This is a genomic window from Pseudomonas sp. PA-5-4B (genome assembly GCF_021606215.1).
Taxonomy (GTDB): Bacteria; Pseudomonadota; Gammaproteobacteria; order Pseudomonadales; family Pseudomonadaceae; genus Aquipseudomonas; species Aquipseudomonas edaphica.
This window is the reverse complement of record NZ_WKDB01000020.1, coordinates 1-24122: the sequence shown is the minus strand read 5'-3', so window position 1 is coordinate 24122 and position 24122 is coordinate 1. Positions and strand designations below refer to the sequence as shown.

At 60.6% G+C, this 24122-nt stretch carries 20 protein-coding genes; 11 read left to right on the top strand and 9 right to left on the bottom strand.

Annotated features, from left to right (window positions below; translation table 11 throughout):
• The first annotated feature begins 377 nt into the window (after window positions 1–377).
• Window positions 378–1754 (top strand): L-serine ammonia-lyase, encoded by a 1377-nt coding sequence (locus tag GIW28_RS12110; protein WP_099550375.1) that lies wholly within the window; start codon window positions 378–380, stop codon window positions 1752–1754.
• A 501-nt stretch (window positions 1755–2255) separates the two neighbouring features.
• Window positions 2256–3359 (top strand): GlxA family transcriptional regulator, encoded by a 1104-nt coding sequence (locus GIW28_RS12105; protein ID WP_005792167.1) that lies wholly within the window; start codon window positions 2256–2258, stop codon window positions 3357–3359.
• 109 nt (window positions 3360–3468) lie between these two features.
• Here the strand turns inward: GIW28_RS12105 and GIW28_RS12100 are convergent, their stop codons facing one another.
• The 6 genes from GIW28_RS12100 to GIW28_RS12075 all read right to left on the bottom strand — a co-directional run bounded on the left by GIW28_RS12100 (window position 3469) and on the right by GIW28_RS12075 (window position 8827).
• A complete protein-coding gene (locus GIW28_RS12100) occupies window positions 3469–3732 on the bottom strand; it encodes a hypothetical protein (protein WP_017139371.1) in 264 nt (87 codons plus the stop codon).
• Window positions 3733–4029: 297 nt separating this feature from the next.
• The gene (locus tag GIW28_RS12095; RefSeq protein ID WP_236459099.1) at window positions 4030–5190 is read right to left on the bottom strand and encodes a gamma-butyrobetaine dioxygenase; all 1161 of its coding nucleotides are present in this window, start codon (window positions 5188–5190) and stop codon (window positions 4030–4032) included.
• A gap of 9 nt (window positions 5191–5199) precedes the next feature.
• On the bottom strand, window positions 5200–5679 hold the full coding sequence (locus tag GIW28_RS12090) for a thioesterase family protein (RefSeq protein ID WP_170036870.1): 480 nt from the start codon (window positions 5677–5679) through the stop codon (window positions 5200–5202).
• A 117-nt stretch (window positions 5680–5796) separates the two neighbouring features.
• Window positions 5797–6762, bottom strand: a complete 966-nt coding sequence (locus GIW28_RS12085) for an L-carnitine dehydrogenase (RefSeq protein ID WP_099550378.1) — start codon at window positions 6760–6762, stop codon at window positions 5797–5799.
• 155 nt (window positions 6763–6917) lie between these two features.
• On the bottom strand, window positions 6918–7805 hold the full coding sequence (locus tag GIW28_RS12080) for a 3-keto-5-aminohexanoate cleavage protein (RefSeq protein WP_236447459.1): 888 nt from the start codon (window positions 7803–7805) through the stop codon (window positions 6918–6920).
• A gap of 77 nt (window positions 7806–7882) precedes the next feature.
• A complete protein-coding gene (locus GIW28_RS12075; protein WP_236447458.1) occupies window positions 7883–8827 on the bottom strand; it encodes a choline ABC transporter substrate-binding protein in 945 nt (314 codons plus the stop codon).
• A 194-nt stretch (window positions 8828–9021) separates the two neighbouring features.
• Here GIW28_RS12075 and GIW28_RS12070 point away from each other — a divergent pair, with 194 nt between their 5' ends.
• Both GIW28_RS12070 and GIW28_RS12065 read left to right on the top strand, forming a co-directional pair.
• Complete coding sequence (locus tag GIW28_RS12070) at window positions 9022–9966, top strand: GlxA family transcriptional regulator (RefSeq protein ID WP_099550379.1); 945 nt, start codon at window positions 9022–9024, stop codon at window positions 9964–9966.
• Window positions 9967–10034: 68 nt separating this feature from the next.
• Entirely contained in the window at window positions 10035–11225 is a 1191-nt protein-coding gene (locus GIW28_RS12065) for an AAA family ATPase (protein ID WP_017139365.1), read from the top strand.
• A 113-nt stretch (window positions 11226–11338) separates the two neighbouring features.
• Here the strand turns inward: GIW28_RS12065 and GIW28_RS12060 are convergent, their stop codons facing one another.
• Window positions 11339–11755, bottom strand: coding sequence for a DUF3010 family protein (locus tag GIW28_RS12060; protein ID WP_017139364.1), 417 nt, complete (start codon window positions 11753–11755; stop codon window positions 11339–11341).
• Between the two features lie 40 nt (window positions 11756–11795).
• A complete protein-coding gene (locus tag GIW28_RS12055; RefSeq protein ID WP_017139363.1) occupies window positions 11796–12197 on the bottom strand; it encodes a lysozyme inhibitor LprI family protein in 402 nt (133 codons plus the stop codon).
• Window positions 12198–12416: 219 nt separating this feature from the next.
• Here GIW28_RS12055 and GIW28_RS12050 point away from each other — a divergent pair, with 219 nt between their 5' ends.
• The 6 genes from GIW28_RS12050 (at window position 12417) to etfB (ending at window position 20181) form a co-directional block, all read left to right on the top strand.
• On the top strand, window positions 12417–13394 hold the full coding sequence (locus GIW28_RS12050) for a dipeptidase (RefSeq protein WP_014720245.1): 978 nt from the start codon (window positions 12417–12419) through the stop codon (window positions 13392–13394).
• 67 nt (window positions 13395–13461) lie between these two features.
• Complete coding sequence (locus tag GIW28_RS12045) at window positions 13462–13992, top strand: DUF5943 domain-containing protein (RefSeq protein ID WP_099550381.1); 531 nt, start codon at window positions 13462–13464, stop codon at window positions 13990–13992.
• A 16-nt stretch (window positions 13993–14008) separates the two neighbouring features.
• Window positions 14009–16069 carry a dimethylglycine demethylation protein DgcA gene (dgcA, locus tag GIW28_RS12040; RefSeq protein ID WP_099550382.1) on the top strand — a complete coding sequence of 687 codons (2061 nt, stop codon included), beginning with the start codon at window positions 14009–14011 and terminating at the stop codon, window positions 16067–16069.
• A gap of 167 nt (window positions 16070–16236) precedes the next feature.
• Entirely contained in the window at window positions 16237–18180 is a 1944-nt protein-coding gene (gene dgcB / locus GIW28_RS12035; protein ID WP_017139362.1) for a dimethylglycine demethylation protein DgcB, read from the top strand.
• Entirely contained in the window at window positions 18180–19400 is a 1221-nt protein-coding gene (etfA, locus tag GIW28_RS12030; protein WP_236447457.1) for an electron transfer flavoprotein subunit alpha, read from the top strand. Before dgcB ends, etfA begins: the two co-directional genes overlap by 1 nt.
• A gap of 10 nt (window positions 19401–19410) precedes the next feature.
• Window positions 19411–20181, top strand: a complete 771-nt coding sequence (gene etfB, locus GIW28_RS12025) for an electron transfer flavoprotein subunit beta (protein WP_017139361.1) — start codon at window positions 19411–19413, stop codon at window positions 20179–20181.
• 828 nt (window positions 20182–21009) lie between these two features.
• Here etfB and gbcA read toward each other — a convergent pair.
• Window positions 21010–22305 (bottom strand): glycine-betaine demethylase subunit GbcA, encoded by a 1296-nt coding sequence (gbcA, locus tag GIW28_RS12020; protein WP_017139360.1) that lies wholly within the window; start codon window positions 22303–22305, stop codon window positions 21010–21012.
• A gap of 283 nt (window positions 22306–22588) precedes the next feature.
• Here gbcA and gbcB point away from each other — a divergent pair, with 283 nt between their 5' ends.
• Window positions 22589–23689, top strand: a complete 1101-nt coding sequence (gene gbcB / locus GIW28_RS12015) for a glycine-betaine demethylase subunit GbcB (protein ID WP_017139359.1) — start codon at window positions 22589–22591, stop codon at window positions 23687–23689.
• The last annotated feature ends 433 nt before the right edge of the window (window positions 23690–24122 follow it).

Sequence of the window (24122 nt, the reverse complement as noted above, 5' to 3'; positions counted from 1 at the left end):
CGCGCTTTATAAGTGTTGCGGTTGGGGCGTGCATCGAGGCGACGGCACGGTGCCTTGCAAACGAGTCGAGACTGATCATGTACCAGTGAAAATCTGACGCCTACAGGGGGCGTCGTATCCAGTACAGGGATGGTCGTATCCAGTGTCGGTGACGTCGCTTACAGATTTTTCCAATGGCAAAACCGCAGTTTTTACCGATCTGAACCGCTAAAAACGGCCAAAATGCCCGATCGCACGAGAGCGGCGTTGTTGAGCATGGTTACGTCGGTGTGAGACGCCGTGAAGGCAAGCAAAAGCTTGATGATGCCGCCATCTGGGCGATCTGAGCGTAGCACCTCGTTCAAGCCTGGCCGTGCTTATCGAGGAGTTCTACCGCAATGGCTATCAGTGTTTTCGACCTGTTCAAGATCGGCATCGGGCCTTCTAGTTCTCACACCGTCGGCCCCATGCGCGCCGCAGCGTTGTTCGTTCAGCACTTGCGTGAACGTGGAGTGTTGGAACAAGTACGTCGCGTTGAAGTTCAGCTATATGGCTCGTTGTCGGCCACCGGCATCGGCCATGGCAGCGACACGGCGACCATCATGGGCCTGATGGGCGAGTGGCCGGACGCAATCGACCCGGCGCAAATCGGCCTGCGTATTCACACCCTGCGCGAGACCGACACGCTCTTGCTCGACGGCCGCCTGCCGGTGCCCTTCGTCTGGGCACGCGACATGCGCCTGCTCGACGAAAACCTGCCGTTCCACCCCAACGCCATGACCCTGGTGGTGTTCGATGATGACGGCGAGCTGCACCGCGGCACCTACTATTCAGTCGGTGGTGGTTTTGTGGTGGACGAGGCCCAGGCGCAGAGCGGCGTGGCCGATATGGACCGTACCGAACTGCCGTATGATTTTTCCAGTGCTGTGGAGCTGTTGCAGTTGTGCAAGACCCACAACCTGCGCGTCGCCGAACTAATGTTGGCCAACGAAAAAACCTGGCGCAGCGAAGACGAAATCCGCAGTGGCCTGATGAAGCTCTGGCGCGCCATGCAAGACTGCGTGGAGCAGGGCCTCAAGCACGAAGGCATCCTGCCCGGTGGCCTGAATGTGCGTCGCCGCGCCGCCAAGTTGCACCGCAGTTTGCAGGAGCTGGGCAAACCGAACGTGATTGGCTCGACCTTGAGCGCCATGGAGTGGGTCAACCTCTTCGCCCTGGCGGTCAATGAAGAAAACGCCGCCGGTGGGCGCATGGTCACCGCCCCCACCAATGGCGCGGCGGGGATTATTCCTGCGGTGCTGCACTACTTTATGAAGTTCAGCGAAGAAGTCACCGAAGCCAACGTGGTCGACTATTTGCTGAGCGCTGCGGCCGTCGGGATTCTGTGCAAGAAAAACGCCTCGATTTCCGGCGCCGAAGTCGGCTGCCAGGGTGAAGTCGGTTCAGCCTGTGCCATGGCCGCTGCGGGACTTGCCGAGATCCTCGGCGCCACGCCGGAGCAACTGTGCAACGCCGCCGAAATTGGCCTGGAACATAACCTCGGCCTGACCTGCGACCCGGTCGGCGGGCTGGTGCAAGTGCCGTGCATCGAGCGCAACGCGATTGCGGCGGTGAAGGCGATCAACGCCGCGCAGATGGCGCTGCGCGGTGATGGTCAGCACTTCATTTCCCTTGACCGGGTGATCCGCACCATGCGCGATACCGGCGCGGATATGCATGATAAGTACAAAGAGACTTCGCGGGGTGGTTTGGCCGTCAGCGCAGTAGAGTGTTGATTCACTAATGCCGCCATCGCAGGCAAGCCAGCGCCCACATTTGGAATGCATTCCCCTGTGGGAGCTGGCTTGCCTGCGATAGCGGCAGTTGCAGCACCACTGCTCATAAAGTGAACACCCGAACCCAAAAGCGCCACCTTTTAGCGCGTCGCAAATAGATAAGTAGCTTGCGAACGATTCCGTGCCTCACCACTCGTCACCCGTGCGTGCGGTGACAGACTTTTCCCACGCCCGCAAAGCGCCTTCCCACAAGTGCTACCGATCTGCTCACACCCCAGAGCAGGGCCGGTCTGACGTCCATTTCTGGCCATATTCCGCACTCCCCGCGCGGGCTTATATAGACGCGTCATCAGGTCGTTTTTAGGAGTTATTGGATGGCCATTCAATTTTAGGCATGGCATTTGCTCTATCCATTCAAAGCCTCGCTCCTTGCTGGAGACGAACGCAATAACAAGAGCCTCGCCTGAGGCCATCACCCGCTTTGTGTGAGGAGATACCGCGATGACGTCGTTCAACTCCGGGGCCCAACCCCAGAACCGTGCGCCTCAATCCATCGGCTTTTTGCTGCTGGACAATTTCACGCTGATTTCCCTGGCTTCGGCAGTGGAACCGCTGCGCATGGCCAACCAGCTGTCCGGCCGCGAGCTGTATCGCTGGACAACCCTGAGTGTCGACGGCAACCAAGTGTGGGCCAGCGACGGTCTGCAAATCACCCCCGATGCCTCCATGCACAAAGCCCCGGCCCTGGACACTGTGATTGTGTGCGGTGGCGTGGGAATCCAGCGTACCGTTACCCGTGAGCACGTGTCGTGGCTGCAAAGCCAGGCGCGCCAGTCGCGTCGCCTCGGCGCCGTGTGCACTGGCAGTTGGGCCCTGGCCTGCGCCGGTTTGCTCGACGGTTTCGATTGCAGCGTGCACTGGGAATGCCTGGCGTCGATGCAGGAAGCCTTCCCGCGCGTGGCCATGAGCACGCGCCTGTTCACCCTCGACCGTAACCGCTTTACCAGCTCGGGCGGCACCGCGCCGCTGGACATGATGCTGCACCTGATCAGCCGCGACCACGGCCGTGAATTGTCGGCCGCCATCTCCGAGATGTTTGTGTACGAGCGCATCCGCAATGAACAGGATCACCAGCGCGTGCCGCTCAAGCACATGCTCGGCACCAACCAGCCGAAACTGCAGGAAATCGTCGCGCTGATGGAAGCCAACCTTGAAGAGCCGATCGACTTGGACGAACTGGCGGTGTACGTCGCCGTGTCGCGCCGCCAACTGGAGCGGTTGTTCCAGAAATACCTGCACTGCTCGCCATCGCGCTACTACCTCAAGCTGCGCCTGATTCGCGCGCGGCAGTTGCTCAAGCAAACGCCGATGTCGATCATCGAAGTAGCGTCGGTGTGCGGGTTTGTGTCCACGCCGCACTTCTCCAAGTGCTACCGCGAATACTTTGGCATTCCGCCACGCGATGAGCGCGTAGGTTCCAACACGACCCAGCAAGTGGCGATGATGCCGATTCCGCAGGCGTTGGTGCTGTCACCGTTGTCGGGGCCGATGTCGGCGTTGAGCCAGGCGCGTAATGAGTCGACGTTTGCCAGTGTAAGGCTTTAGACCGAGGTGGCTTTATCGCAGCGATGCGGCGACCCGACAAGCCAGCTCCCACATTTGAATTGTGAACCCAGTCAAATGTGGGAGCTGGCTTGCCTGCGATAGCGGTCTATCAGGCGCCCGAGCTCTGCTTGAACTGCACCAATGCCGGCAACAACTGCTTGTCGATCGCCTGGCGCACCGCCGGCAAAATCGTCGCGCTGCCGGTGTACATCTGCTCCACCATGCCCTTGAGTGCCTTGGCCCGTGCGGCACTCAAACCGCGCACCGCACACTCGCAAGCCTGTTCGGCGCTGGCACCGCTGGACACTTCAAAACCCAGCGAGCGAAGCTGGCTCAGCAGGTCATCCTGGTCAATCAAGTCCGCGTGCATCATGACGTTTATCCTGGTGTAGGGAACGGGATTGAATGGGATTCTGGTAGGCCCTCGGCCGGTCGGCAAGGGCAGAATCCACGAATGGCTCAGATGGCTATGAACAGGTCGTTTTCGGGTCATTTACCGACACCAACAATAGGCACACTGGAGGCCAGGCACGCACCTTGAAGGTTTGGTCACCCTCGGGATGTCACGCTCACACCAAGCACTCTGCCCCGATCCAGTCACGGCTGGCCCGGGGCTTTTTTTGGCTGGGGTTTGTGGGAGCTGGCTTGCCTGCGATGGCCGTACCCCGGTCTACCTCTGCAACACCAATATCCGGGACAACAACTCATCCCGATCAATGTAACAACCCTGAAAATGCCGCGCTCCCGAAGCCGGGTCAAACGCATTGCGCGCATGCAAGGTGCGGCGGTTATCAAAGCACCACAGCTCACCCGGATTCAGGCGTTTGACCAGTCGAAAACGGTCTTCCCGCGTCATCGCAATAAAACGCCGATACGCCCGATACAACAACGGCATCTGCTCCACCGGTGCCTCAAACGGCCCGCGCAAAAAGTTGGCCATGCGGATCTCCGCCACATCGCCCAAGGCATCCAGCGCAATGATCGGGGCCAGGCGGCGGTAGTCGCTGTGCCGGTCTTTATTGCGAAACTCCACCGGGATTTCACACAGGGCGCGAAACGCCTCGGGGTCTTCGCTGCGCAGCGCATGGGCGATGGCAAACCCATCGACAAAAATGCTCTCGCCGCCGGTAGCTTCGTTCACCAGGCAATGCAGAAACTGCAGCCCCGGCTGCAACTCCCGCGTCGGCAAGTCGCTGTGCAGCGGCAGGTTGAAAGCGGTGTAAGCATTGCTGTCGGCATCGGCCTTGGACTGCACGTTGAACAGCACGCCGAAGTTGCTCTCGCGGATAAACGAAATACGCTTGGCGATCAGTGCCAGCGAGCCTGGTTCGGTGGGCACGCCACGGATTTGCGTAAGGCCGCCGTCACGCAAGGCCAGCAGCCATTGCAACAGGGCTTTGGGGTCTTCCATCACCGCTGAGTATTCAAATATGGGCAGTTCGAAGGTGCTGCCCCACAGTTGCGACTGGGGTTTGGCAGCGCGGCGTTCGGCGCGTGATTGATCGTCATAGGCATGGGCGCGCAACCAGCCTGGATCGTACTGGCTGCGATGGCCGCCGTACCATTCCACGCACAGAAAACCTTGATCGATGTGCGCGCTTAGGGCGCGCAGATGCTCGTCCACATCGACAATTTCCAGCACCTGCTCGCGGGTCACGCTGTACACGCATTGGGCACAGGGGCAGTTGTCCCGCAGCCACTGATGATGGAACGGGCTGACCCGCCCATCGGCCCACTGCACGCGAATCTGGTTGTCCAGTACCTGCGCCTCGGCAAGGTCGCAGATCTTCGGGTAAGTACGGAAATCGGCAACAGCGGCGGCGGTTTGCATGGTGATTCCTTATTGTTTTTTGGGTGGTAATCCGATCACTCGGCCCAGCAAGGCAGGGCGCGGCAGGTCGGCCTGTTCGGCACTGATGGTTGCCAGTTTCTCCAGCGTGGCCTCGGTAAACGGCGCTGAATGCGGCCCCGCCAGATCGACGTGCAGCAGCATCTGCTCGTTGCCGGCCAACTCCTTCGCGTCGCCCACAAGGTGCAGGCTGTGATAGAGGTGCAACCGCTTGGCGTCGTGGGCGATCAGTTGGGTGTGCACCTCCACCTCGGCGCCGAGTTTTACTTCGTGCAGGTAGTTCAGGTGCAGTTCCAGGGTGAACAGCGAGTGGCCGCTGGCTTCGCGGTTTTCGCTGTCCAGCCCGAGGGTGTCCATCAGCGCGTCGGTGGCGTAGCTGAAGATCAGCAGGTAAAACGCATCACGCAGGTGGCCGTTGTAATCCACCCAGTCGGGCTGGATGTGGGTGGTGTAGGTGGTCAGTGCAGGCATCACATATATTCCAGAATGTATGCAGTCAAAATGTGGGAGCTGGCTTGCCTGCGATGGCGATGGTGAATTTTGCATCGCTATCGCAGGCAAGCCAGCTCCCACACAGATCAACAGCGGTTATTCAGCGAAGCTCATGCCGTGTTTGGCTTTGGTGGTTTTCACCGCTTCCAATACCGCCAGCAAGCAATCATCACGATAGCGCTCCAGCGCCGAAATGCTGTGTTTACCCAACTGATCGCTGGTGCCGTCGACCACATCGTCAATCAACTTGTCGGTCAGCTCCGGCGCCGGCAAATACGTCCACGGCAACTGCAACGCCGGGCCGAACTGGGCCATGAAGTGGCGCATTCCGGCATCACCGCCCGCGAGGGTGTAAGTCAGGAATGTGCCCATGAACGACCAGCGCAAACCGGCGCCAAAACGAATCGCGTCATCGATCTCGCCCGTGGTTGCCACGCCATCATTGACCAGGTGCAACGCCTCACGCCACAGCGCTTCGAGCAAGCGGTCAGCGATAAACCCCGGCACTTCCTTACGCACATGCAACGGGCGCATGCCGAGGGATTCATACACCTTGATCGCTGCCTGAATTGCCTGCGGCGCGGTGTTTTTGCCACCCACCACTTCTACCAGCGGCAACAGGTAAACCGGGTTGAAGGGGTGACCGACCACGCAGCGTTCCGGGTGGGTGGAACCTTCGTAGAACTCGCTCGGCAACAGACCTGAAGTGCTCGAGCCAATCAGCGCATTCGGCTTGGCCGCTGCGCTGATCTTGCTGTGCAGTTCGAGTTTCAGCTCCAGGCGTTCCGGGGCGCTTTCCTGGATGAAGTCGGCGTCTTTTACGCATTCCTCAATGGTGGTTACAAAGCGCAGGCGATCCTGAGAGGCGCCCGGCGCCAGGCCTTGTTTCTCCAAGGCGCCCCAGGCGTTGGCAACGCGCTTGCGCAGGGCTGCTTCGGCGCCAGGCGCCGGGTCCCAGGCCACTACATCCAGGCCGTGGGCCAGGGCGCGGGACACCCAGCCGCTGCCGATAACACCGCTGCCGAGGGCGGCGAAGGTTTTGATTTCAGTGATAAAGCTCATGTCGACAATCCCTGAGTAATTCGGTGATCAAGGTGGGAGCTGGCTTGTCGAATCGTCGCACCGCTGCGATATCGGTGTATCAGTTGGTGCATTCGGTGCAGGTGTACCGCTATCGCGGGCAAGCCCGGCTCCCACAGGGTTTTGTGGTGTCTGAGTTAGCCGCGCTTGGTCAGGCCCATCTTGATTCGGCCCTCCGCCGGGGTCATGACCCGCGCGCCCAGGCGGCTGAGGATTTCACTCGCGCGTTCCACAAGCTGGCCATTGGTGGCGAGCACGCCTTTGTCCAGCCACAGGTTGTCTTCCAGGCCGACCCGCACGTTGCCGCCCAGCAGCACCGCTTGCGCCGCCATGGGCATTTGCATGCGGCCGATACCGAAGCCAGCCCACACGGCGTCGGCAGGCAGGTTGTCGACCATGGCTTTCATGGTGGTGGTGTCGGCCGGTGCGCCCCATGGGATGCCCAGGCACAGCTGGAACAGCGGGTTGTCGAGCAAACCTTCCTTGATCATCTGCTTGGCAAACCACAGGTGGCCGGTGTCGAAAATTTCCAACTCGGCCTTAACGCCCAGCTCTTGAATACGCTTGGCGCCTGCCCGCAGCTGCGCCGGGGTAGAGACGTAAATGGTGTCGCCATCGCCGAAGTTGAGCGTGCCGCAGTCCAGGGTGCAGATCTCCGGCAGCAACTCCTCAACATGGGCCAGGCGCGTCAGCGGGCCGACCAGGTCGGTGTTGGGGCCGAACTCCAACGGGTTCTCGCCGCCGCCGATTTCCAGGTCGCCACCCATACCGGCGGTGAGGTTGACGATGATGTCGATGTCGGCCTCGCGGATGCGCTCCATCACTTCGCGATACAGCGCCACGTCGCGGCTGAACTTGCCGGTTTGCGGGTCGCGCACATGGCAGTGCACCACGGTGGCGCCGGCCTTGGCGGCTTCCACTGCGGCTGCGGCGATTTGTTTGGGAGTGACCGGCACGTGCGGGCTGCGGCTGGTCGTGTCGCCAGCACCGGTGAGTGCGCAGGTGATGATGACGTCGTGGTTCATGAGGCGGTTCCTTACAGGCGGGCGTAGTGATGCCGTTCGCAGCCAACAGCGGCTGCGATACGGTGATGCGAATCAGGTTATTTGCTGGTCAGTTGCAGGTTGGCCGCAGCCGGTTTGCCGTCGAAGGTGGTCACGCCTTCGAGCCAGCGCTGCTGGTCTTGCGGGTGGTCCTTGAGCCACTGCTTGGCCGACTCGAGGGCATCTTTGTGATCCAGCAACGGCTGCATCATTCGGCTCTCGTCGGCGGCGGTGAACGTCAGGTTGGTCAGCAGTTTGTGCACGTTGGGGCACTGCTCGGCGTAAGTCGGCGAAGTCACGCTCCACACTGTGGCCATGCCTTCGTTCGGGCCAAGGGCGTCGTCGCTGCCGGTGAGGTAAGTCATGGCGACGTTGACGTTCATCGGGTGCGGCGCCCAGCCGAAGAACACCACGGCCTCCTTGCGGCGCACGGCGCGGTCGACGGCGGCGAGCATCCCCGCTTCGCTGGACTCCACCAACTGGAACTTGCCGAGGCCGAACTGGTTCTTGGCGATCATCGCCTTGATCTGGGTATTGGCGCCCGAGCCTGGCTCGATGCCGTAGATCTTGCCGCCCAGTTCTTTTTCAAACTTGGCGATATCGACGAAGGTTTTCAGGCCTTTATCCGCCAGATAAGTCGGCACCGCGAGGGTGGCGCGCGCATCTTCCAGGCTGGGTTTGTCGAGGACTTTGACTTGCTTGGCGTCCACAAACGGCGTGATGGTCTGGGTCATCAGCGGGTTCCAGTAGCCCAGGAACATATCCAGGCGCTGGTCGCGGATACCGGCGAAGATGATTTGCTGGGAAGCGCTGGTTTGTTTGGTCTTGTAGCCGAGGCCGTCGAGCAACACTTGGGTCATGGCGCTGGTGGCGATTACGTCGGTCCAGTTCACCACGCCCATGCGCACGTTCCGGCAAGACTCTGCGTCGGCCGCGAGTACGCTGGTGCTTAAGATGGCGCTGGCGCTGAGTGCAAGCACGCAGCGGCTGATCAGTCGGTTCATGGTGGATCCCTCGGCAGGTCGTTATTGTGGGTGCCGGCGTCTTTGTGCGCCGTGGGATCAAGTTACGCAGCTTGAGGGGAGGCAAAGCGCACGGCGGCGACCAGCTCTTGCACTGCAGCGACCTGTGCTCTTGAATGGCCGGTTGAACTGGCGTATCACAGTGAGCACGCTGCCCGTCCTACGAGAGCGCCACCATGTCCCAGGATTTCTACTTTCTGCTGATGCCGGGTTTCTCGGCCATCGGCTTTATCTCCGCGCTGGAACCGCTGCGCGTGGCCAACCGCTTTCGCGGCGAGTTGTACCGTTGGCACGTGTTGAGTGCCGATGGCGGCGCGGTGTTGGCGAGCAATGGCATGTCGGTGAACGCCGACGCCGCATTGGAGCCGCTGAAAAAAGGCGCGACGCTGATGGTGGTCGCAGGCTTCGAACCCTTGAAGTTCACCACGCCCGCACTTGAACACTGGCTGCGCCGCCTCGACCTCGACGGCGTCACCCTCGGCGCCATCGACACCGGCGCCTGCGTGCTCGCCGAAGCAGGCTTGCTCGACGGCCACCGCTTGACCTTGCACTGGGAAGCCATCGACGCGTTCAAGGAATCTTATCCACAGCTCACGGTGACCCAGGAGCTGTTCGAGATTGACCGCCGGCGCATCACCTGCGCCGGTGGCACCGCCTCCATCGACCTGATGCTCGACCTGATCGCCCAGGCCCACGGCCCGGACCTGGCCATCCAGGTGTCCGAGCAATTCGTACTCGGGCGCATCCGCCCGCGCAAGGACCACCAGCGCATGCAGATCGCCACGCGCTACGGCATCAACAACAAGAAGTTGGTGCAGGTGATCGGTGAAATGGAGCAACACACCGAGCCGCCGCTGAGCACCTTGGCGTTGGCCGATGCAATTAAAGTCACCCGGCGTCAGCTGGAACGGCTATTCCGCCTGCACCTGAACGACACGCCAAGTAACTTCTACCTCGGCCTGCGCCTGGAAAAAGCCCGGCAGTTGTTGCGCCAGAGCGACATGAGCGTGCTGGAAGTGAGCATTGCGTGCGGGTTTGAGTCGCCGTCGTACTTCACCCGCAGCTACAGGGCGCGGTTTGCCAAGTGCCCGAGAGAGGATCGGCGACGGGAGGTGGTTTGATCGGCAATTATAGTCAATTATACTCACGACTATAATTTATAGTGCTTCCAATAATTGAGTATAAAACCATGTCCAAGCACAGCGGCTTTGTGTTTCGCCGCCCGACGCTGGCTCGCAGCATTGCTGATGGCTTGGTGGGCGCCGGGATTCAGGATTTCACTTCAGGCCTGTTCCTCGCAGCCCCTCGACGCACCGGCAAAAGCACCTTTTTGCGCGAAGACTTGATCCCGGAGTGCCAGTTGCGGGGTTGGCTGACGGTGTATGTCGATCTCTGGGCTGACAAAGAAAAAGACCCCGCGGAGTTGATTGCCAGCGCGATTGCTGCGGCGCTGGTGCCCTATGAAAAGGGCATTCGCAAGCTGGCCAAGAACATTGGAATCGAGAAACTAAGCTTCCTGCGTACCTTGTCCTGGGACTTCAGCAAGCCTCAATTGCCGGTTGGCGCGACGCTGACCCAAGCCTTGGAGTTGCTCCACAGCGCAGCCGAAAAGCCCGTCGTGCTGGTGATTGATGAAGCGCAGCACGCACTGACCACCGAGCCTGGTATCAACGCGATGTTCGCGTTGAAAGCTGCCCGGGATCAGCTCAACCAGGGCCGTGACGAGGAGGGCAGTGGCTTGCGCCTGGTATTCACTGGCTCCAATCGCGACAAGCTTGCGCATTTGGTCCTCGGTAAAAGCCAGCCATTCTTCGGCTCCAGCATTACCCCGTTCCCTTTGCTCGGCAAAGAGTTTACCCAGGCCTACACCCTGCACCTCAACGCGCATTTGGCCAAAACCAATCAGTTCAACGCGGCGGACATCGACGAAGCCTTTGAACTGGTCGGCCGGCGCCCGGAGATGCTGCGTACCATCATCGGCGAAGTGGCGCTGGAGTTGGGCGAGGCGAGCAACCTGGGCCAACTGCTGCACAGCCGCGCCGAACTGTTGCGTGCCGGCGTGTGGACCGAATTTGAAAGCGCGTGGAACAACCTCACCATTCCCCAGCGTGCTGTGTTGGAGGTGATGGTGGTGCGTTCGCAGAACAACGAGCCTTTTGCGCCGTTTACCGACAGTACACTCACGGCGGTCAGCAAGGCACTGGAGGACATGGGCAGCGACGTGGTGCCGGGCACCCAGACCATTCAGGCCTGTATCGATGCCTTGCGTGACAAAGAGCTAGTGTGGAAGTCGAGTCGCGGCGGGTATGCCCTGGAAGACAAATCCTTTGGCGATTGGCTGCTGCACAGAAGCCGTACAGCGAATTCAAAGACACCATAAATCAAATGTGGGAGCTGGCTTGCCTGCGATAGCGGTAGATCAGGCAGTACAGCGTTATCTGACAAACCGCCATCGCAGGCAAGCCAGCTCCCACAGGGGATTGGTGGTGTGGCTTACTTTTTTACCAGCGCCGAACACGCCGCCTTGAAGGCCTCATGCTGATACTTGTTCAGCGAGGCCGGCAGGGCAAAATCGTGCTTTTTGTTCTGCGCATTGATGGTCTGCGGCGACAGCAATGCCACCTCAACACCGTCGAGCAACTGAAACACCCCTTCAATCTTGAACGTGGTCGGGCCACCGGCGAATTCGCCTTTCTTGCTGCGCTTCTTGATCGCGATGCGGGTGATGGCGTTTTCTTGCACAAAGGCCTTCACCTGGGCGGCGAAGGCTTTGACGTTGGCTGCCTCATCGTCGTCATCGAGGGCGATTTTCTTGATGGCCAGCGCCACGTGGGTCAGCGCCTGGTTGTCCAGGGAGGCGACGGCGATGATGGCTTCGCTGCCTTTGATTTCGATGCCGCAGATAGTCATGGATAGCCTGGTTTCAGAGAAAAAGTGACGGGATTGTCGCTTATTCCTGCCCAATCGACTCCAAAAACTCCGACCGCTCATCACTCATTCGCGCCAGGCAGTCATTCTGTTGAATCGCGTAGTCCTTGCTGCCATTCACCGCCGGGAAGGTGTCCACCGCGCAATCGGCATCGCGCAGTTTTTCCCATTTTTGCTGGGCATCCTTCAGACGAGCGGTAATGTCGGCCAGTTGCGACTTGTTGCTGCCATAGGTCGAACCCATGCGTTCGAGCAAGCCCTGGTAGTTATCCTTGAGCAATTGCTCGGCGGTGGTTTTGTTATAGGTGGCGCATTCCAGGGTTTGTTTGTCGTTTTCGATGCCATCGCAGGGCGTGCTGTCGGTGTCTTCAGCGGCGTGTACGCCGGTTGCGATGAGTGCCAAAGCCAGGAAAATCGATTTCATTGCGCCGTCTCATATCAGGTGATGAGCAAATTCTGGCTCAAGCGTGGGACAAAGAACAGCCACCTGTCAGCTATGTCATGTAGGCCTTTGTCGCTGATTGACGCTTTCGGCAATTCCCCTGTCGTTTTTGCACCCGGCTCCGTCGGCCCCTGAGCATATGCTGGCCCCAAAGCGCCGGCAGACGATTCGGCGCATGAATCGCCAATAAGGGGACGCCTGATGAGCCCAGCCGAGTTGCACGCCGACAGCATCGTTATCGACGGTCTGATTATTGCCAAGTGGAACCGCGACCTGTTCGAAGACATGCGCAAAGGTGGCCTCACCGCCGCTAATTGCACGGTGTCGGTGTGGGAAGGCTTCCAGGCCACGATCAACAACATCGTTGCCAGCCAGACCCTGATCCGTGAAAACAGCGACCTGGTGATCCCGGTGAAAACTACCGCCGACATTCGCCGTGCAAAAGAGCAGGGCAAGACCGGCATCATCTTCGGCTTCCAGAACGCCCATGCGTTTGAGGACCAACTCGGCTACGTCGAGATCTTCAAGCAGCTCGGCGTGGGTGTGGTGCAGATGTGCTACAACACCCAGAACCTGGTCGGCACCGGTTGCTACGAGCGTGACGGCGGGCTGTCGGGCTTTGGTCGTGAGATCGTCGGTGAGATGAACCGTGTCGGCATCATGTGCGACCTGTCCCACGTCGGTTCCAAGACCAGCGAAGAAGTCATCCTCGAATCGAAAAAGCCGGTGTGCTACTCCCACTGCCTGCCGTCGGGCCTTAAAGAACACCCGCGCAACAAGTCCGATGAAGAACTCAAGTTCATCGCCGACCATGGCGGTTTTGTCGGCGTGACCATGTTCGCGCCGTTCCTGGCCAAGGGCATCGATTCGACCATCGACGACTACGCCGAAGCCATCGAATACACCATGAACATCGTCGGCGAAGACGCCATTGGCATTGGCACCGACTTCACCCAGGGCCATGGCCAGGATTTCTTTGAAATGCTGACTCATGACAAAGGCTACGCCCGCCGTCTGACCAGCTTCGGCAAGATCATCAACCCGCTGGGCATCCGCACCGTGGGCGAGTTCCCCAACCTCACCGAGACCTTGCTCAAACGCGGCCACAGCGAGCGCGTGGTGCGCAAGATCATGGGCGAGAACTGGGTCAATGTCTTGAAAGACGTCTGGGGCGAATAAGCCACCGCATTTCTCCCCGACCGTTCGCGTCGGGGCATACCTGAGAATTTTCTGGAGTTAAGTTTCCATGGCCAAAATCGCCCCGCAATTGCCTATCGAAGTCGACAGCGAAACCGGTGTCTGGACCTCCGACGCCCTGCCGATGCTATATGTGCCACGGCATTTCTTCGTCAACAACCACATGGGCATCGAAGAAGTCCTGGGCAGCGATGCCTACGCCGAGATCCTCTACAAGGCCGGCTACAAATCCGCCTGGCACTGGTGTGAAAAAGAAGCTGAGTGCCACGGCCTGGAAGGCGTTGCGGTGTTCGAGCACTACATGAAGCGCCTGTCGCAACGCGGCTGGGGCCTGTTCAAGATCCAGGACATCGACCTCGACAAAGGCACCGCCAGCGTCAAGTTGGAGCACTCGGCGTTTGTCTACGTGTACGGCAAGGTCGGGCGCAAAGTGGACTACATGTTCACCGGTTGGTTTGCCGGTGCCATGGACCAGATTCTGCAGGCGCGTGGCAGCAAGATTCGCACCGTAGCCGAGCAAGTTTACGGAGGCTCCGAAGAGGGCCATGACGACGGCCTGTTCACCGTCAAGCCGTTGTAAGTCGAGGAACCGTGCCATGGCTTTCGAAGCAATGTTTGCGCCGATCCAGATCGGCAAGCTGACCATCCGCAACCGCGTGCTCAGTACCGCCCACGCCGAGGTGTATGCCACCGACGGCGGCATGACCACCGACCGCTATGTGAAGTACTACGAAGAGAAAGCCAAGGGCGGTATCGGCCTGGCGATCTGTGGCGGCTCCTCGGTGGTGGCCATCGACAGCCCGCAGGAGTGGTGGAGCTCGGTGAACCTGTCCACCGACCGCATCATCCCGCACTTCCAGAACCTGGCCGACGCCATGCACAAGCATGGCGCCAAGATCATGATCCAGATTACCCACATGGGCCGTCGCTCGCGCTGGGACGGCTTTAACTGGCCAACCCTGATGTCGCCGTCCGGCGTGCGTGAGCCGGTGCACCGTGCTACCTGCAAGACCATCGAGCCGGAAGAAATCTGGCGCGTGATCGGCAACTACGCCAGCGCCGCCAAGCGCGCCAAGGCCGGTGGCCTGGACGGTGTGGAACTGTCTGCGGTGCACCAGCACATGATCGACCAGTTCTGGAGCCCGCGGGTCAACAAGCGTACCGACGAATGGGGCGGCACCTTCGAGGGCCGCATGAAGTTCGGCCTGGAAGTGCTCAAGGCCGTGCGCGCCGAGGTCGGTGACGACTTCTGCGTAGGCATGCGCCTGTGTGGTGACGAGTTCCACCCGGACGGCTTGTCCCACGAGGACATGAAGCAAATCGCCAAGTATTACGACGACACCGGCATGCTCGATTTTATCGGCGTGGTGGGCTCGGGTTGTGACACCCACAACACCCTGGCCAACGTGATCCCCAACATGAGCTACCCGCCGGAGCCGTTCCTGCACCTGGCGGCCGGTATCAAGGAAGTGGTCAAGGTTCCAGTGCTGCACGCACAGAACATCAAGGACCCGAACCAGGCCACGCGCATTCTGGAAGGCGGCTATGTGGACATGGTCGGCATGACCCGTGCGCACATCGCCGACCCGCACCTGATCGCCAAGATCAAGATGGGCCAGATCGACCAGATCAAACAATGCGTCGGCGCCAACTACTGCATCGACCGCCAATACCAGGGCCTGGATGTGTTGTGCATCCAGAACGCCGCGACCTCCCGTGAATACATGGGCGTGCCGCACATCATCGAGAAATCCACCGGGGCCAAACGCAAAGTCGTGGTGGTGGGTGCCGGTCCTGCCGGGATGGAAGCCGCGCGGGTCGCGGCCGAACGTGGCCACGACGTGACCCTGTTGGAGAAGAAAGAGTTTATCGGCGGGCAAATCACCACCGCCTCCAAAGCCCCGCAGCGTGACCAGATTGCTGGTATCACCCGCTGGTTCCAGCTGGAGTTGGCGCGCTTGAAAGTCGACCTGCGCCTGGGCGTGGCGGCGGATGCCGAGACCATCCTGGACCTGCGCCCTGACATCGTGGTGCTGGCCGTCGGCGGGCATCCGTTTATCGAGCAGAACGAACATTGGGGCGCCGCTGAAGGCCTGGTGGTGAGCAGCTGGGACGTGCTCGACGGCAAAGTTGCGCCGGGCAAGAACGTGCTGGTGTACGACACCATCTGCGAGTTCACCGGCATGTCGGTGGCCGACTTCCTGGCCGACAAAGGCAGCCAGGTGGAAATCGTCACCGACGACATCAAGCCAGGCGTGGCGATTGGCGGTACGTCGTTCCCGACTTACTACCGCAGCATGTACCCCAAAGAAGTGATCATGACCGGCGACATGATGCTGGAAAAGGTTTACCGCGAGGGCGACAAGTTGGTGGCGGTGCTGGAGAACGAATACACCGGCGCCAAGGAAGAACGCGTGGTTGACCAGGTGGTGGTCGAGAACGGCGTGCGCCCGGACGAAGCTATCTACTACGGGCTCAAGGAAGGTTCGCGCAACAAGGGCCAGATTGACGTCGAAGCCTTGTTCGCGATCAAGCCGCAGCCGTGCTTGAGCGAAGCGGGTGACGGCTACTTGCTGTTCCGCATTGGTGACTGTGTGGCGCAGCGTAATACCCACGCCGCTATCTATGACGCCCTGCGCTTGTGCAAGGATTTCTAGGCAACCACCGAACCACTGTGGGAACCGGTCAATGTGGGAGCCGGGCTTGCCCGCGATGCAGGCGACTCGGTCTTGAGTGACACCGAGACGATGCCATCGCAGGCAAGCCAGCTCCCACCTTTATCCGGTTCCCATGCAAGACCTGTGTGGTCTTTGGGAGCTTCACCATGTTGAACACCTTGCTTCCTATTCTCTTGTTTGCAGCCATCGGCCTCGCTGCCCTAGGCGCCCTGCGCCGGGTCAACATGTGGCGCCGTGGCCGCGCGTCCAAGGTCGACCTGCTGGGCGGCCTGCTGGCCATGCCCAAGCGCTACATGGTCGACCTGCACCACGTGGTGGCCCGCGACAAATACATCGCCAACACCCACGTCGCCACGGCCCTGGGCTTTGTGCTGTCGGCGTTGCTGGCCATTTTGGTGCACGGTTTTGGCCTGCATAACCGTATCCTCGGCTATGCCTTGCTGCTGGCCTCGGTGCTGATGTTTGTCGGCGCCACCTTCGTCTATCTACGTCGGCGCAACCCGCCATCACGCCTGTCGAAAGGCCCGTGGATGCGCCTGCCGAAAAGCCTGATGGCGTTCTCGGTCAGCTTCTTCCTGGTGACCTTGCCGGTGGCCGGGATTCTGCCCGCCGACTTCGGCGGCTGGCTGCTCGCCGCGCTCTTGAGCCTGGGCGTGCTGTGGGGCGTAAGCGAAATGTTCTTCGGCATGACCTGGGGCGGGCCGATGAAGCACGCCTTCGCCGGTGCCCTGCACTTGGCCTGGCACCGCCGCGCCGAGCGTTTTGGTGGCGGTCGCTCTACAGGTTTGAAGCCGCTCGACCTCAGCGATAAAACCGCGCCATTGGGCGTGGAAAAACCCAAGGATTTCACCTGGAACCAACTGCTCGGCTTCGACGCCTGCGTGCAGTGCGGCAAGTGCGAAGCGGCGTGCCCGGCGTTCGCCGCCGGCCAGCCGCTGAACCCGAAAAAACTCATTCAGGACATGGTCGTCGGCCTGGCCGGTGGCACCGATGCCAAGTTCGCCGGCAGCCCTTATCCAGGTAAACCGATTGGCGAGCACGGCGGCAACCCGCACCAGCCGATCGTCAACGGCCTGGTTGATGCCGAAACCCTGTGGTCGTGCACCACCTGCCGCGCCTGCGTGGAAGAGTGCCCGATGATGATCGAGCACGTCGACGCCATCGTCGACATGCGCCGCCACCTCACCCTGGAAAAAGGTGCCACGCCGAACAAGGGCGCCGAAGTCCTGGAAAACCTGATCGCCACCGACAACCCCGGCGGCTTCGCACCGGGCGGTCGCCTCAACTGGGCAGCGGACCTGAACTTGCCGTTGCTCAGCGAAAAAGGCAGCAGCGACGTGCTGTTCTGGGTCGGCGACGGCGCTTTCGACATGCGCAACCAACGCACCTTGCGCGCCTTCGTCAAAGTGCTGAAAGCGGCCAAGGTCGATTTTGCAGTACTGGGCCTGGAGGAGCGCGACAGCGGTGACGTCGCTCGCCGCCTGGGTGATGAGGCCACGTTCCAATTGCTCGCCACACGCAACATCCAGACCCTGGCCAAGTACAGCTTCAAGCGTATCGTCACCTGCGACCCGCACAGCTTTCACGTGCTGAAAAACGAATACGGCGCCTTCAACGGTAATTATGTCGTGCAGCACCACAGCACCTTCATGGCCGAGCTGATCGGTGAAGGCGCGCTGAACCTGGGCCAGCACAAGGGCAACAGCGTGACCTACCACGACCCTTGTTACCTGGGCCGTTACAACGGCGAATACGAGGCGCCGCGCCAAGTGCTGCGGGCGTTGGGCATTGAGGTCAAGGAGATGCAACGCTCGGGCTTCCGTTCGCGCTGCTGCGGCGGCGGTGGCGGCGCGCCGATCACCGATATTCCCGGCAAGCAGCGGATCCCGGATATGCGCATGGAAGACATCCGTGAAACCGGCGCCGAGCTGGTGGCCGTGGGTTGTCCACAATGCACCGCGATGCTTGAGGGCGTGGTCGAGCCACGACCCCTGATCAAGGACATCGCTGAACTGGTCGCCGACGCGTTGCTTGAAGAAGCCGCACCTGGCAAGGCACCTATCAAGCGTCAACCTGCGGAGGTGCACTGATGAGCGACATTATCCGCCGCGACCCACGGGCCGAATGGATCGCCCGCAACCGCCTGCACCCGTTGCACGCCGCCATGCAGCCGCTGCAACACAGTTGGATGGGGCCGAACGGCGTCCTCCGCAAAAATGTACATGGCGTGGGTTTTATCGGCCCCAACAGCATCAAGCGTATCGACCGCAGCGGCGCCCAGCAGGGCGGCGCGGCCAAGCGCACGGCGGCGGTGCAAGTGCAGTTGCCGTTGCACCAGGTGCCAGCGCCGGCGTTCTACATCAACGTGGTGCCGGACATGGTTGGTGGCCGCCTGAGCAGCCACGACCGCGACGTGCTCGGCCTTGCCCGGCAACTGGCCGGCAGTGACGGCGCGGTGCTGGCGGTGGTGTTTGGCGAACATAAAGAAAGTGCTTTTGCCACGGCGGGCGTCGATCGCCTGCTGGTGCTGGAAGGCCACGAATTCGAGGGTTATTCACCGGAGCAACGCGTCCAGGGCCTGCGGGCTGTGGATAACCAGTTCAACCCACGCCATTGGTTGCTGCCCGACAGCCGCAGTGGCGGCGGTGAATTGGGCCGGCGTTTTGCTGCGAGCCTCAAGGAGCGCCCGGCCACCCGTGTGTGGCAGATCAAGGGCGAGGAGTGCATCGGTCGCGCCGGTGCGGGCCAGGAGGATTTGGCCCGGCCACTGCCACGCCTGATTCTGGCAGCGGTGGAATGCGCCGAGCCGGTCAGCGAAACCCGTCACGAAGTCTTGCCCGTGGAGTTATCCACAGCCTTGGCGCGCAGCCTGCCGCGCATCGAGGATCTCGGCGCAGTGGCGGTGGACCCAGGGGCGATTCCGATGGCCGAGGCGGAGTTTATTTTCTCTGGCGGCAATGGCGTAAAAGATTGGGCACTGTTCCACCAGACCGCCGCCGCCTTGGGCGCCACCGAAGGTGCGTCACGGGTGGCAGTGGATGATGGCTTTATGGCGCGTGATCGTCAGGTCGGTGCCAGCGGTACTTGGGTGACGGCACGGGTGTATGTGGCTGTGGGTATTTCCGGGGCGATCCAGCACCTGCAAGGCATCGGTGCCTGCGACAAGGTGGTGGCAATCAACCTCGACCCTGGCTGCGACATGATCAAACGTGCCGACTTGTCGGTGATCGGCGAAAGCGCCGCGATTCTGCAAGCCTTGATCGAGGCGGTGCAGGTGTACCGCAACGGCGCCAAGCGCGACGCAGCCTAGGGACATGACCATGACCACGAATGTAATCAGCCTGGTGTCAATCGGCGCCCACCCGACCTCCGGCCGCCCACGCCGTGCGGAGCAGGATGCGCGCGCCGTCGAGCTGGGCCTGCAGCTGGCTGGGGATAAGTTGCAAGTGTTGCATGCCGGTGACGTTAACGAGCCGACGTTGCGCAGCTACCTGGGCATGGGCCTGCCGCAATTGCATGTGCTGGAACAACCGGCGGGCAGCGACGCCTTGCCGGTGCTCAGTGATTATCTGCGCGAGACTGGCGCCCACGTAGTGCTCACCGGCAGCCAGGCGGAAACCGGCGAAGGCTCAGGCATGTTGCCGTTTCTTTTGGCCGAGCAATTGGGTTGGCCATTGATAGTCGGGCTGGCGCAAGTGGAATCTATCGATGGCGGCATTGCCCATGTGCTGCAAGCCTTGCCGCGCGGGCAGCGGCGGCGCCTGAAGGTGCGCCTGCCGTTTCTGGCGACTGTGGATAACGCCGCGCCCAAACCACGGCAAAGCGCCTATGGCCCGGCGCAACGCGGTGAACTGGCGGCCCATGAGGTCGAAATCGAGACGGACGAGTTACTCGCAGACGCAGTGTTGCAACCGGCCAAGCCCCGGCCCAAGCGCCTCAAGGTGATTAAGGCCAAGAGCGGCGCGGACCGGATGAAGGCGGCGACCGCCAAGGCCAGCGGCGGCGGTGGGCAAGTGCTCAAAGGTCTTAGCCCCGAGGCGGGCGCGGAAGCGATTCTGAAGCTACTCATTGAAGAAGGCGTGGTGCGCTGATTACCTGTGGGAGCTGGCTTGTGTGGGAGCTGGCTTGCCTGCGATAGCATCACCTCGGTCTGGCTGATGGACCGAGGTGCCTGTATCGCAGGCAAGCCAGCTCCCACAGAAAAACTCGCCCTCACACTGTTTTTGCAGTGCATCGTCCGGATTACCCACAATCCCTGTTGATCCGCCTGTGGATAACCTGTTCGCGGTTGTCCACACCCCCGGCTAATCAAGCCCTGCAGCCCTCTGTACGAAAAACAACCAGGCTAACTGACGGTTTTGCTTGGGTTTTTTCCTGGATAAGTTTGAAACCCTGCACAAACTTGCCCCCAAAGTCTGTTGGCGCTTCTGTGGATAAGATGTTCGCCACTGGCTGTAAGCCTTATAAATAAAGGCTTTCAGTGGTGTGGTCAAAATATGATCAATTTGGCTTATTGGCTCGCTGAAACCCCTGGATGCCCCGATTTGTGAAGGTTTGACGCGGTTTTCCACAACGCCGGCGAAGTTGCCCCCAAAGTCTGTTGGTGCTTCTGTGGATAAGGTGTTCGCGTACTGCTGCAGGCCACGTATTAAGAGGCTTTCAAGGGGTTGATCAATAAGTGATCAGGTGTGGCTAAAACCGCACGACTTGAATAAGTCACGGATTTTCTTCAGTTAATTTAGAGGGCCGGGCACACTTGCCCACAATTGCTGTGGGTGGCTTTGTGGATAAGTTGTTGGGCGAAGGCTGGAGGGTAGATCGGCAAAGGGCTGTAAGGGGGGTGATCATTATTTGAACAGTGATCAATACATGTGGGAGCAGGCAAGCCAGCTCCCACAGTTTGATCTTTGGTGTGTCAGCTATTCGTGCGCCGCTACACCCTTAAGGTAAGGCGCTGGCGCCGCGCCCAGGTTGTTCAACAAACGCTCGCTGTACCAATCGACAAAGTTCACCACACCAAACTCATAGGTCTTGGAGTACGGGCCCGGCTGGTACGCGGTGGAGTTGATCCCGCGCTGGTTTTCTTCGGCGAGGCGGCGGTCCTGGTCATTGGTGGCGTCCCAGACCTGGCGCATACGCTCCACGTCGTAGTCCACACCTTCGACGGCGTCCTTGTGCACGATCCACTTGGTGGTGACCATGGTTTCCTGGGCGCTGATCGGCCACACGGTGAACACAATGATGTGGTCGCCCATGCAGTGGTTCCACGAATGCGGCAGGTGCAGGATGCGCATCGAGCCCAGGTCCGGGTTCTTGATGCGGCCCATGAGCTTGGCGCAGCCTTGCTTGCCGTCCAGGGTCATCGACACGGTGCCTTTGAGCAACGGCATGCGTACGATGCGGTTGCGCAGGCCGAAGCTGGCGTGAGCGTAAGGGATCTTTTCGGCGTCCCACGCAGCGGCGGAGGCGGCAACGTGGTCCTTGAAGGCCTGGTCGGCACGCGGGTCGGTGACGTCGTCCCATTCCAGCAGGGTTTTCAGCAGTTCCGGGTGCGACGCGTTGCAGTGGTAGCACTCGCGGTTGTTTTCCAGCACCAGCTTCCAGTTGGCCTTTTCGAACAAGGTGGTTTGAATCGCCACCTTGGTGTTCTCCATGTCGTAGGGTTCCATGTAGTGGTTCAGCGTCGACAGGAAGTCATCGATGGCCGGCGGGTTTTCGGCCAGGCTGATGAAGATGTAGCCGCCAGCCGTTTTCACGTTCACAGGCTTCAGGCCGTACTGCTTCATGTCGAAGTCGGCGCCCATCTCGGTGCCGGCGAACAACAGGCGGCCGTCCAGTTCGTAGGTCCACTGGTGGTAGTGGCAAACGAGCTTGGCGACCTTGCCCTTGTCGCTGGTGCACAGGCGCGAGCCCCGGTGGCGGCACACGTTATGGAAGGCATGCACCACGCCGTCGGCACCACGGATCACGATGATCGGGTTCTTGCCGATTTGCAGGGTGATGTAGTTGCCCTTGGTGGGGATCTCGCAGGTCATGCCGGCGATCAACCACTCTTTCTGGAAGATCTCCTGCATGTCGATATCAAACAACCGCTCATCAGAGTAGAACGGCTGCGGCAGCGAAAAAGTGCGCTCGCGCTCTTGCAGCATTTGCGCGGTGGCCTTGCGTGCGGGTTCCAGCGGATCGCCCAAGCTTAAGGTTGCGGTGACGTCCATCGTGTGTGTCCTCATGGCCATTCTGTGTGGCCGGCGAAAGTGGCTGATCAGGTTTTGCAGCAAGGCGTAAAGAAAGCGTAGTTGTTGGCAGCGAGTGTGGGGCCGCCGATGCGCCGAACCTTGTCCATTAACGACATGGCCCACTCTGATCCCGACGCGCAAGCCCCGTGGTATGGGGGCTGGTCGCGATAAGTATGTGAATGTCGCAGATAGGTAAATGGGCGGTTCCGGCGTTACGCAGAATCGCCACCATAAAGCCGAGCATCGGCAGTGGAGAGCAAGCATGTCCAACAATTTCCTGAACCCGGTAACCACCCAGACCTGGGCCAATGGTCGGCACATCGTCCGTTGCGTCAAAGTCATCCAGGAAACCTGGGACGTGCGCACCTTTTGCTTCATGGCCGACCAGCCGATCCTGTTCTTTTTCAAGCCGGGGCAGTTTGTGACCCTGGAGCTTGAGATCGAAGGCCAGCCGATCATGCGCTCGTACACCATTTCCAGTTCGCCGTCGGTGCCGTACAGCTTCTCGGTGACCATCAAGCGCGTGCCGGGGGGGCGGGTTTCCAACTGGCTGCACGACACCCTGCATGAAGGGCAAGAGCTGGCGGTGCACGGGCCGGTCGGGCTGTTCAATGCCATCGACTTCCCAAGCCCCAAAGTGCTGTACCTCAGTGGCGGTGTCGGCATCACGCCGGTGATGTCCATGGCGCGCTGGTTCTACGACACCAACGCGAATGTCGACATGACGTTTGTCCACAGCGCCCGTTCGCCCAAAGACATCATTTACCACCGCGAGCTGGAGCACATGGCGTCGCGGATCGACAACTTCAGCCTGCACCTGATCTGCGAAAAACACGGGCTGGGCGAGCCTTGGGCGGGTTATCGCGGTTACTTGAACCACAAGATGCTGGAATTGATGGTGCCGGACTTCCTTGAGCGCGAAGTGTTCTGCTGCGGCCCTACGCCGTACATGAGCGCAGTGAAACGCCTGCTGGAGGCCGCCGGCTTCGACATGACGCGCTATCACGAGGAGTCCTTCGGCGCCACGCCGCCGGAAGCCCGCGCCGATGCGGTGGAACAAGCCGAGCAAGCAGCGGACGCGCCAGAGATCGACCTGGCAGACCTGCATCAAGTGGAATTTATTGCCTCCGGCAAAAGCATCCGCGTGGCACCGGGCGAAACCGTGCACGCAGCCGCGGCCAAGCTTGGCCTGCTGATCCCTAAAGCGTGCGGCATGGGCATTTGTGGAACATGCAAGGTGATGAAGCTGGGCGGGGAGGTCGAGATGGACCACAACGGCGGGATCACCGAGGAAGACGAAGCCGAAGGCTACATCCTGTCGTGCTGCAGCGTGCCGAAGGGCGACGTGCGCATCGAGTTCTAATAGGGCGGGACGCGGAGCGCCCCTGGAGGCATTCCCACGCAGAGCGTGGGAACGAGCTGGTTGAGTGTCCCCGATCATTCCCATGCTCCGCGTGGGAATGCAGCCCGTGACGCTCCGCGTCACAAAGTGCCCAGTATTCAAGCCATGCACATAGGGCGGGACGCGGAGCGCCCCAGGAGGCATTCCCACGCAGAGCGTGGGAACGAGCTGTTTGAGTGTCCCCGATCGTTCCCACGCTCCGCGTGGGAATGCAGCCCGTGACGCTCCGCGTCACAAAGTGCCCAGTATTCAAGTCATGCGCATAGAGCGGGACGCGGAGCGCCCCAGGAGGCATTCCCACGCAGAGCGTGGGAACGAGCTGTTTGAGTGTCCCCGATCGTTCCCACGCTCCGCGTGGGAATGCAGCCCGTGACGCTCCGCGTCACAAAGTGCC

Bases quoted from the DNA above. Each gene is read 5' to 3' on its own strand.
- GIW28_RS12110 (WP_099550375.1), top strand. From the start codon at position 378: ATGGCTATCAGTGTTTTCGACCTGTTCAAGATCGGCATCGGGCCTTCT.
- GIW28_RS12105 (WP_005792167.1), top strand. From the start codon at position 2,256: ATGACGTCGTTCAACTCCGGGGCCCAACCCCAGAACCGTGCGCCTCAA.
- GIW28_RS12100 (WP_017139371.1), bottom strand. From the start codon at position 3,732: ATGATGCACGCGGACTTGATTGACCAGGATGACCTGCTGAGCCAGCTT.
- GIW28_RS12095 (WP_236459099.1), bottom strand. From the start codon at position 5,190: ATGCAAACCGCCGCCGCTGTTGCCGATTTCCGTACTTACCCGAAGATC.
- GIW28_RS12090 (WP_170036870.1), bottom strand. From the start codon at position 5,679: ATGCCTGCACTGACCACCTACACCACCCACATCCAGCCCGACTGGGTG.
- GIW28_RS12085 (WP_099550378.1), bottom strand. From the start codon at position 6,762: ATGAGCTTTATCACTGAAATCAAAACCTTCGCCGCCCTCGGCAGCGGT.
- GIW28_RS12080 (WP_236447459.1), bottom strand. From the start codon at position 7,805: ATGAACCACGACGTCATCATCACCTGCGCACTCACCGGTGCTGGCGAC.
- GIW28_RS12075 (WP_236447458.1), bottom strand. From the start codon at position 8,827: ATGAACCGACTGATCAGCCGCTGCGTGCTTGCACTCAGCGCCAGCGCC.
- GIW28_RS12070 (WP_099550379.1), top strand. From the start codon at position 9,022: ATGTCCCAGGATTTCTACTTTCTGCTGATGCCGGGTTTCTCGGCCATC.
- GIW28_RS12065 (WP_017139365.1), top strand. From the start codon at position 10,035: ATGTCCAAGCACAGCGGCTTTGTGTTTCGCCGCCCGACGCTGGCTCGC.
- GIW28_RS12060 (WP_017139364.1), bottom strand. From the start codon at position 11,755: ATGACTATCTGCGGCATCGAAATCAAAGGCAGCGAAGCCATCATCGCC.
- GIW28_RS12055 (WP_017139363.1), bottom strand. From the start codon at position 12,197: ATGAAATCGATTTTCCTGGCTTTGGCACTCATCGCAACCGGCGTACAC.
- GIW28_RS12050 (WP_014720245.1), top strand. From the start codon at position 12,417: ATGAGCCCAGCCGAGTTGCACGCCGACAGCATCGTTATCGACGGTCTG.
- GIW28_RS12045 (WP_099550381.1), top strand. From the start codon at position 13,462: ATGGCCAAAATCGCCCCGCAATTGCCTATCGAAGTCGACAGCGAAACC.
- dgcA (WP_099550382.1), top strand. From the start codon at position 14,009: ATGGCTTTCGAAGCAATGTTTGCGCCGATCCAGATCGGCAAGCTGACC.
- dgcB (WP_017139362.1), top strand. From the start codon at position 16,237: ATGTTGAACACCTTGCTTCCTATTCTCTTGTTTGCAGCCATCGGCCTC.
- etfA (WP_236447457.1), top strand. From the start codon at position 18,180: ATGAGCGACATTATCCGCCGCGACCCACGGGCCGAATGGATCGCCCGC.
- etfB (WP_017139361.1), top strand. From the start codon at position 19,411: ATGACCACGAATGTAATCAGCCTGGTGTCAATCGGCGCCCACCCGACC.
- gbcA (WP_017139360.1), bottom strand. From the start codon at position 22,305: ATGGACGTCACCGCAACCTTAAGCTTGGGCGATCCGCTGGAACCCGCA.
- gbcB (WP_017139359.1), top strand. From the start codon at position 22,589: ATGTCCAACAATTTCCTGAACCCGGTAACCACCCAGACCTGGGCCAAT.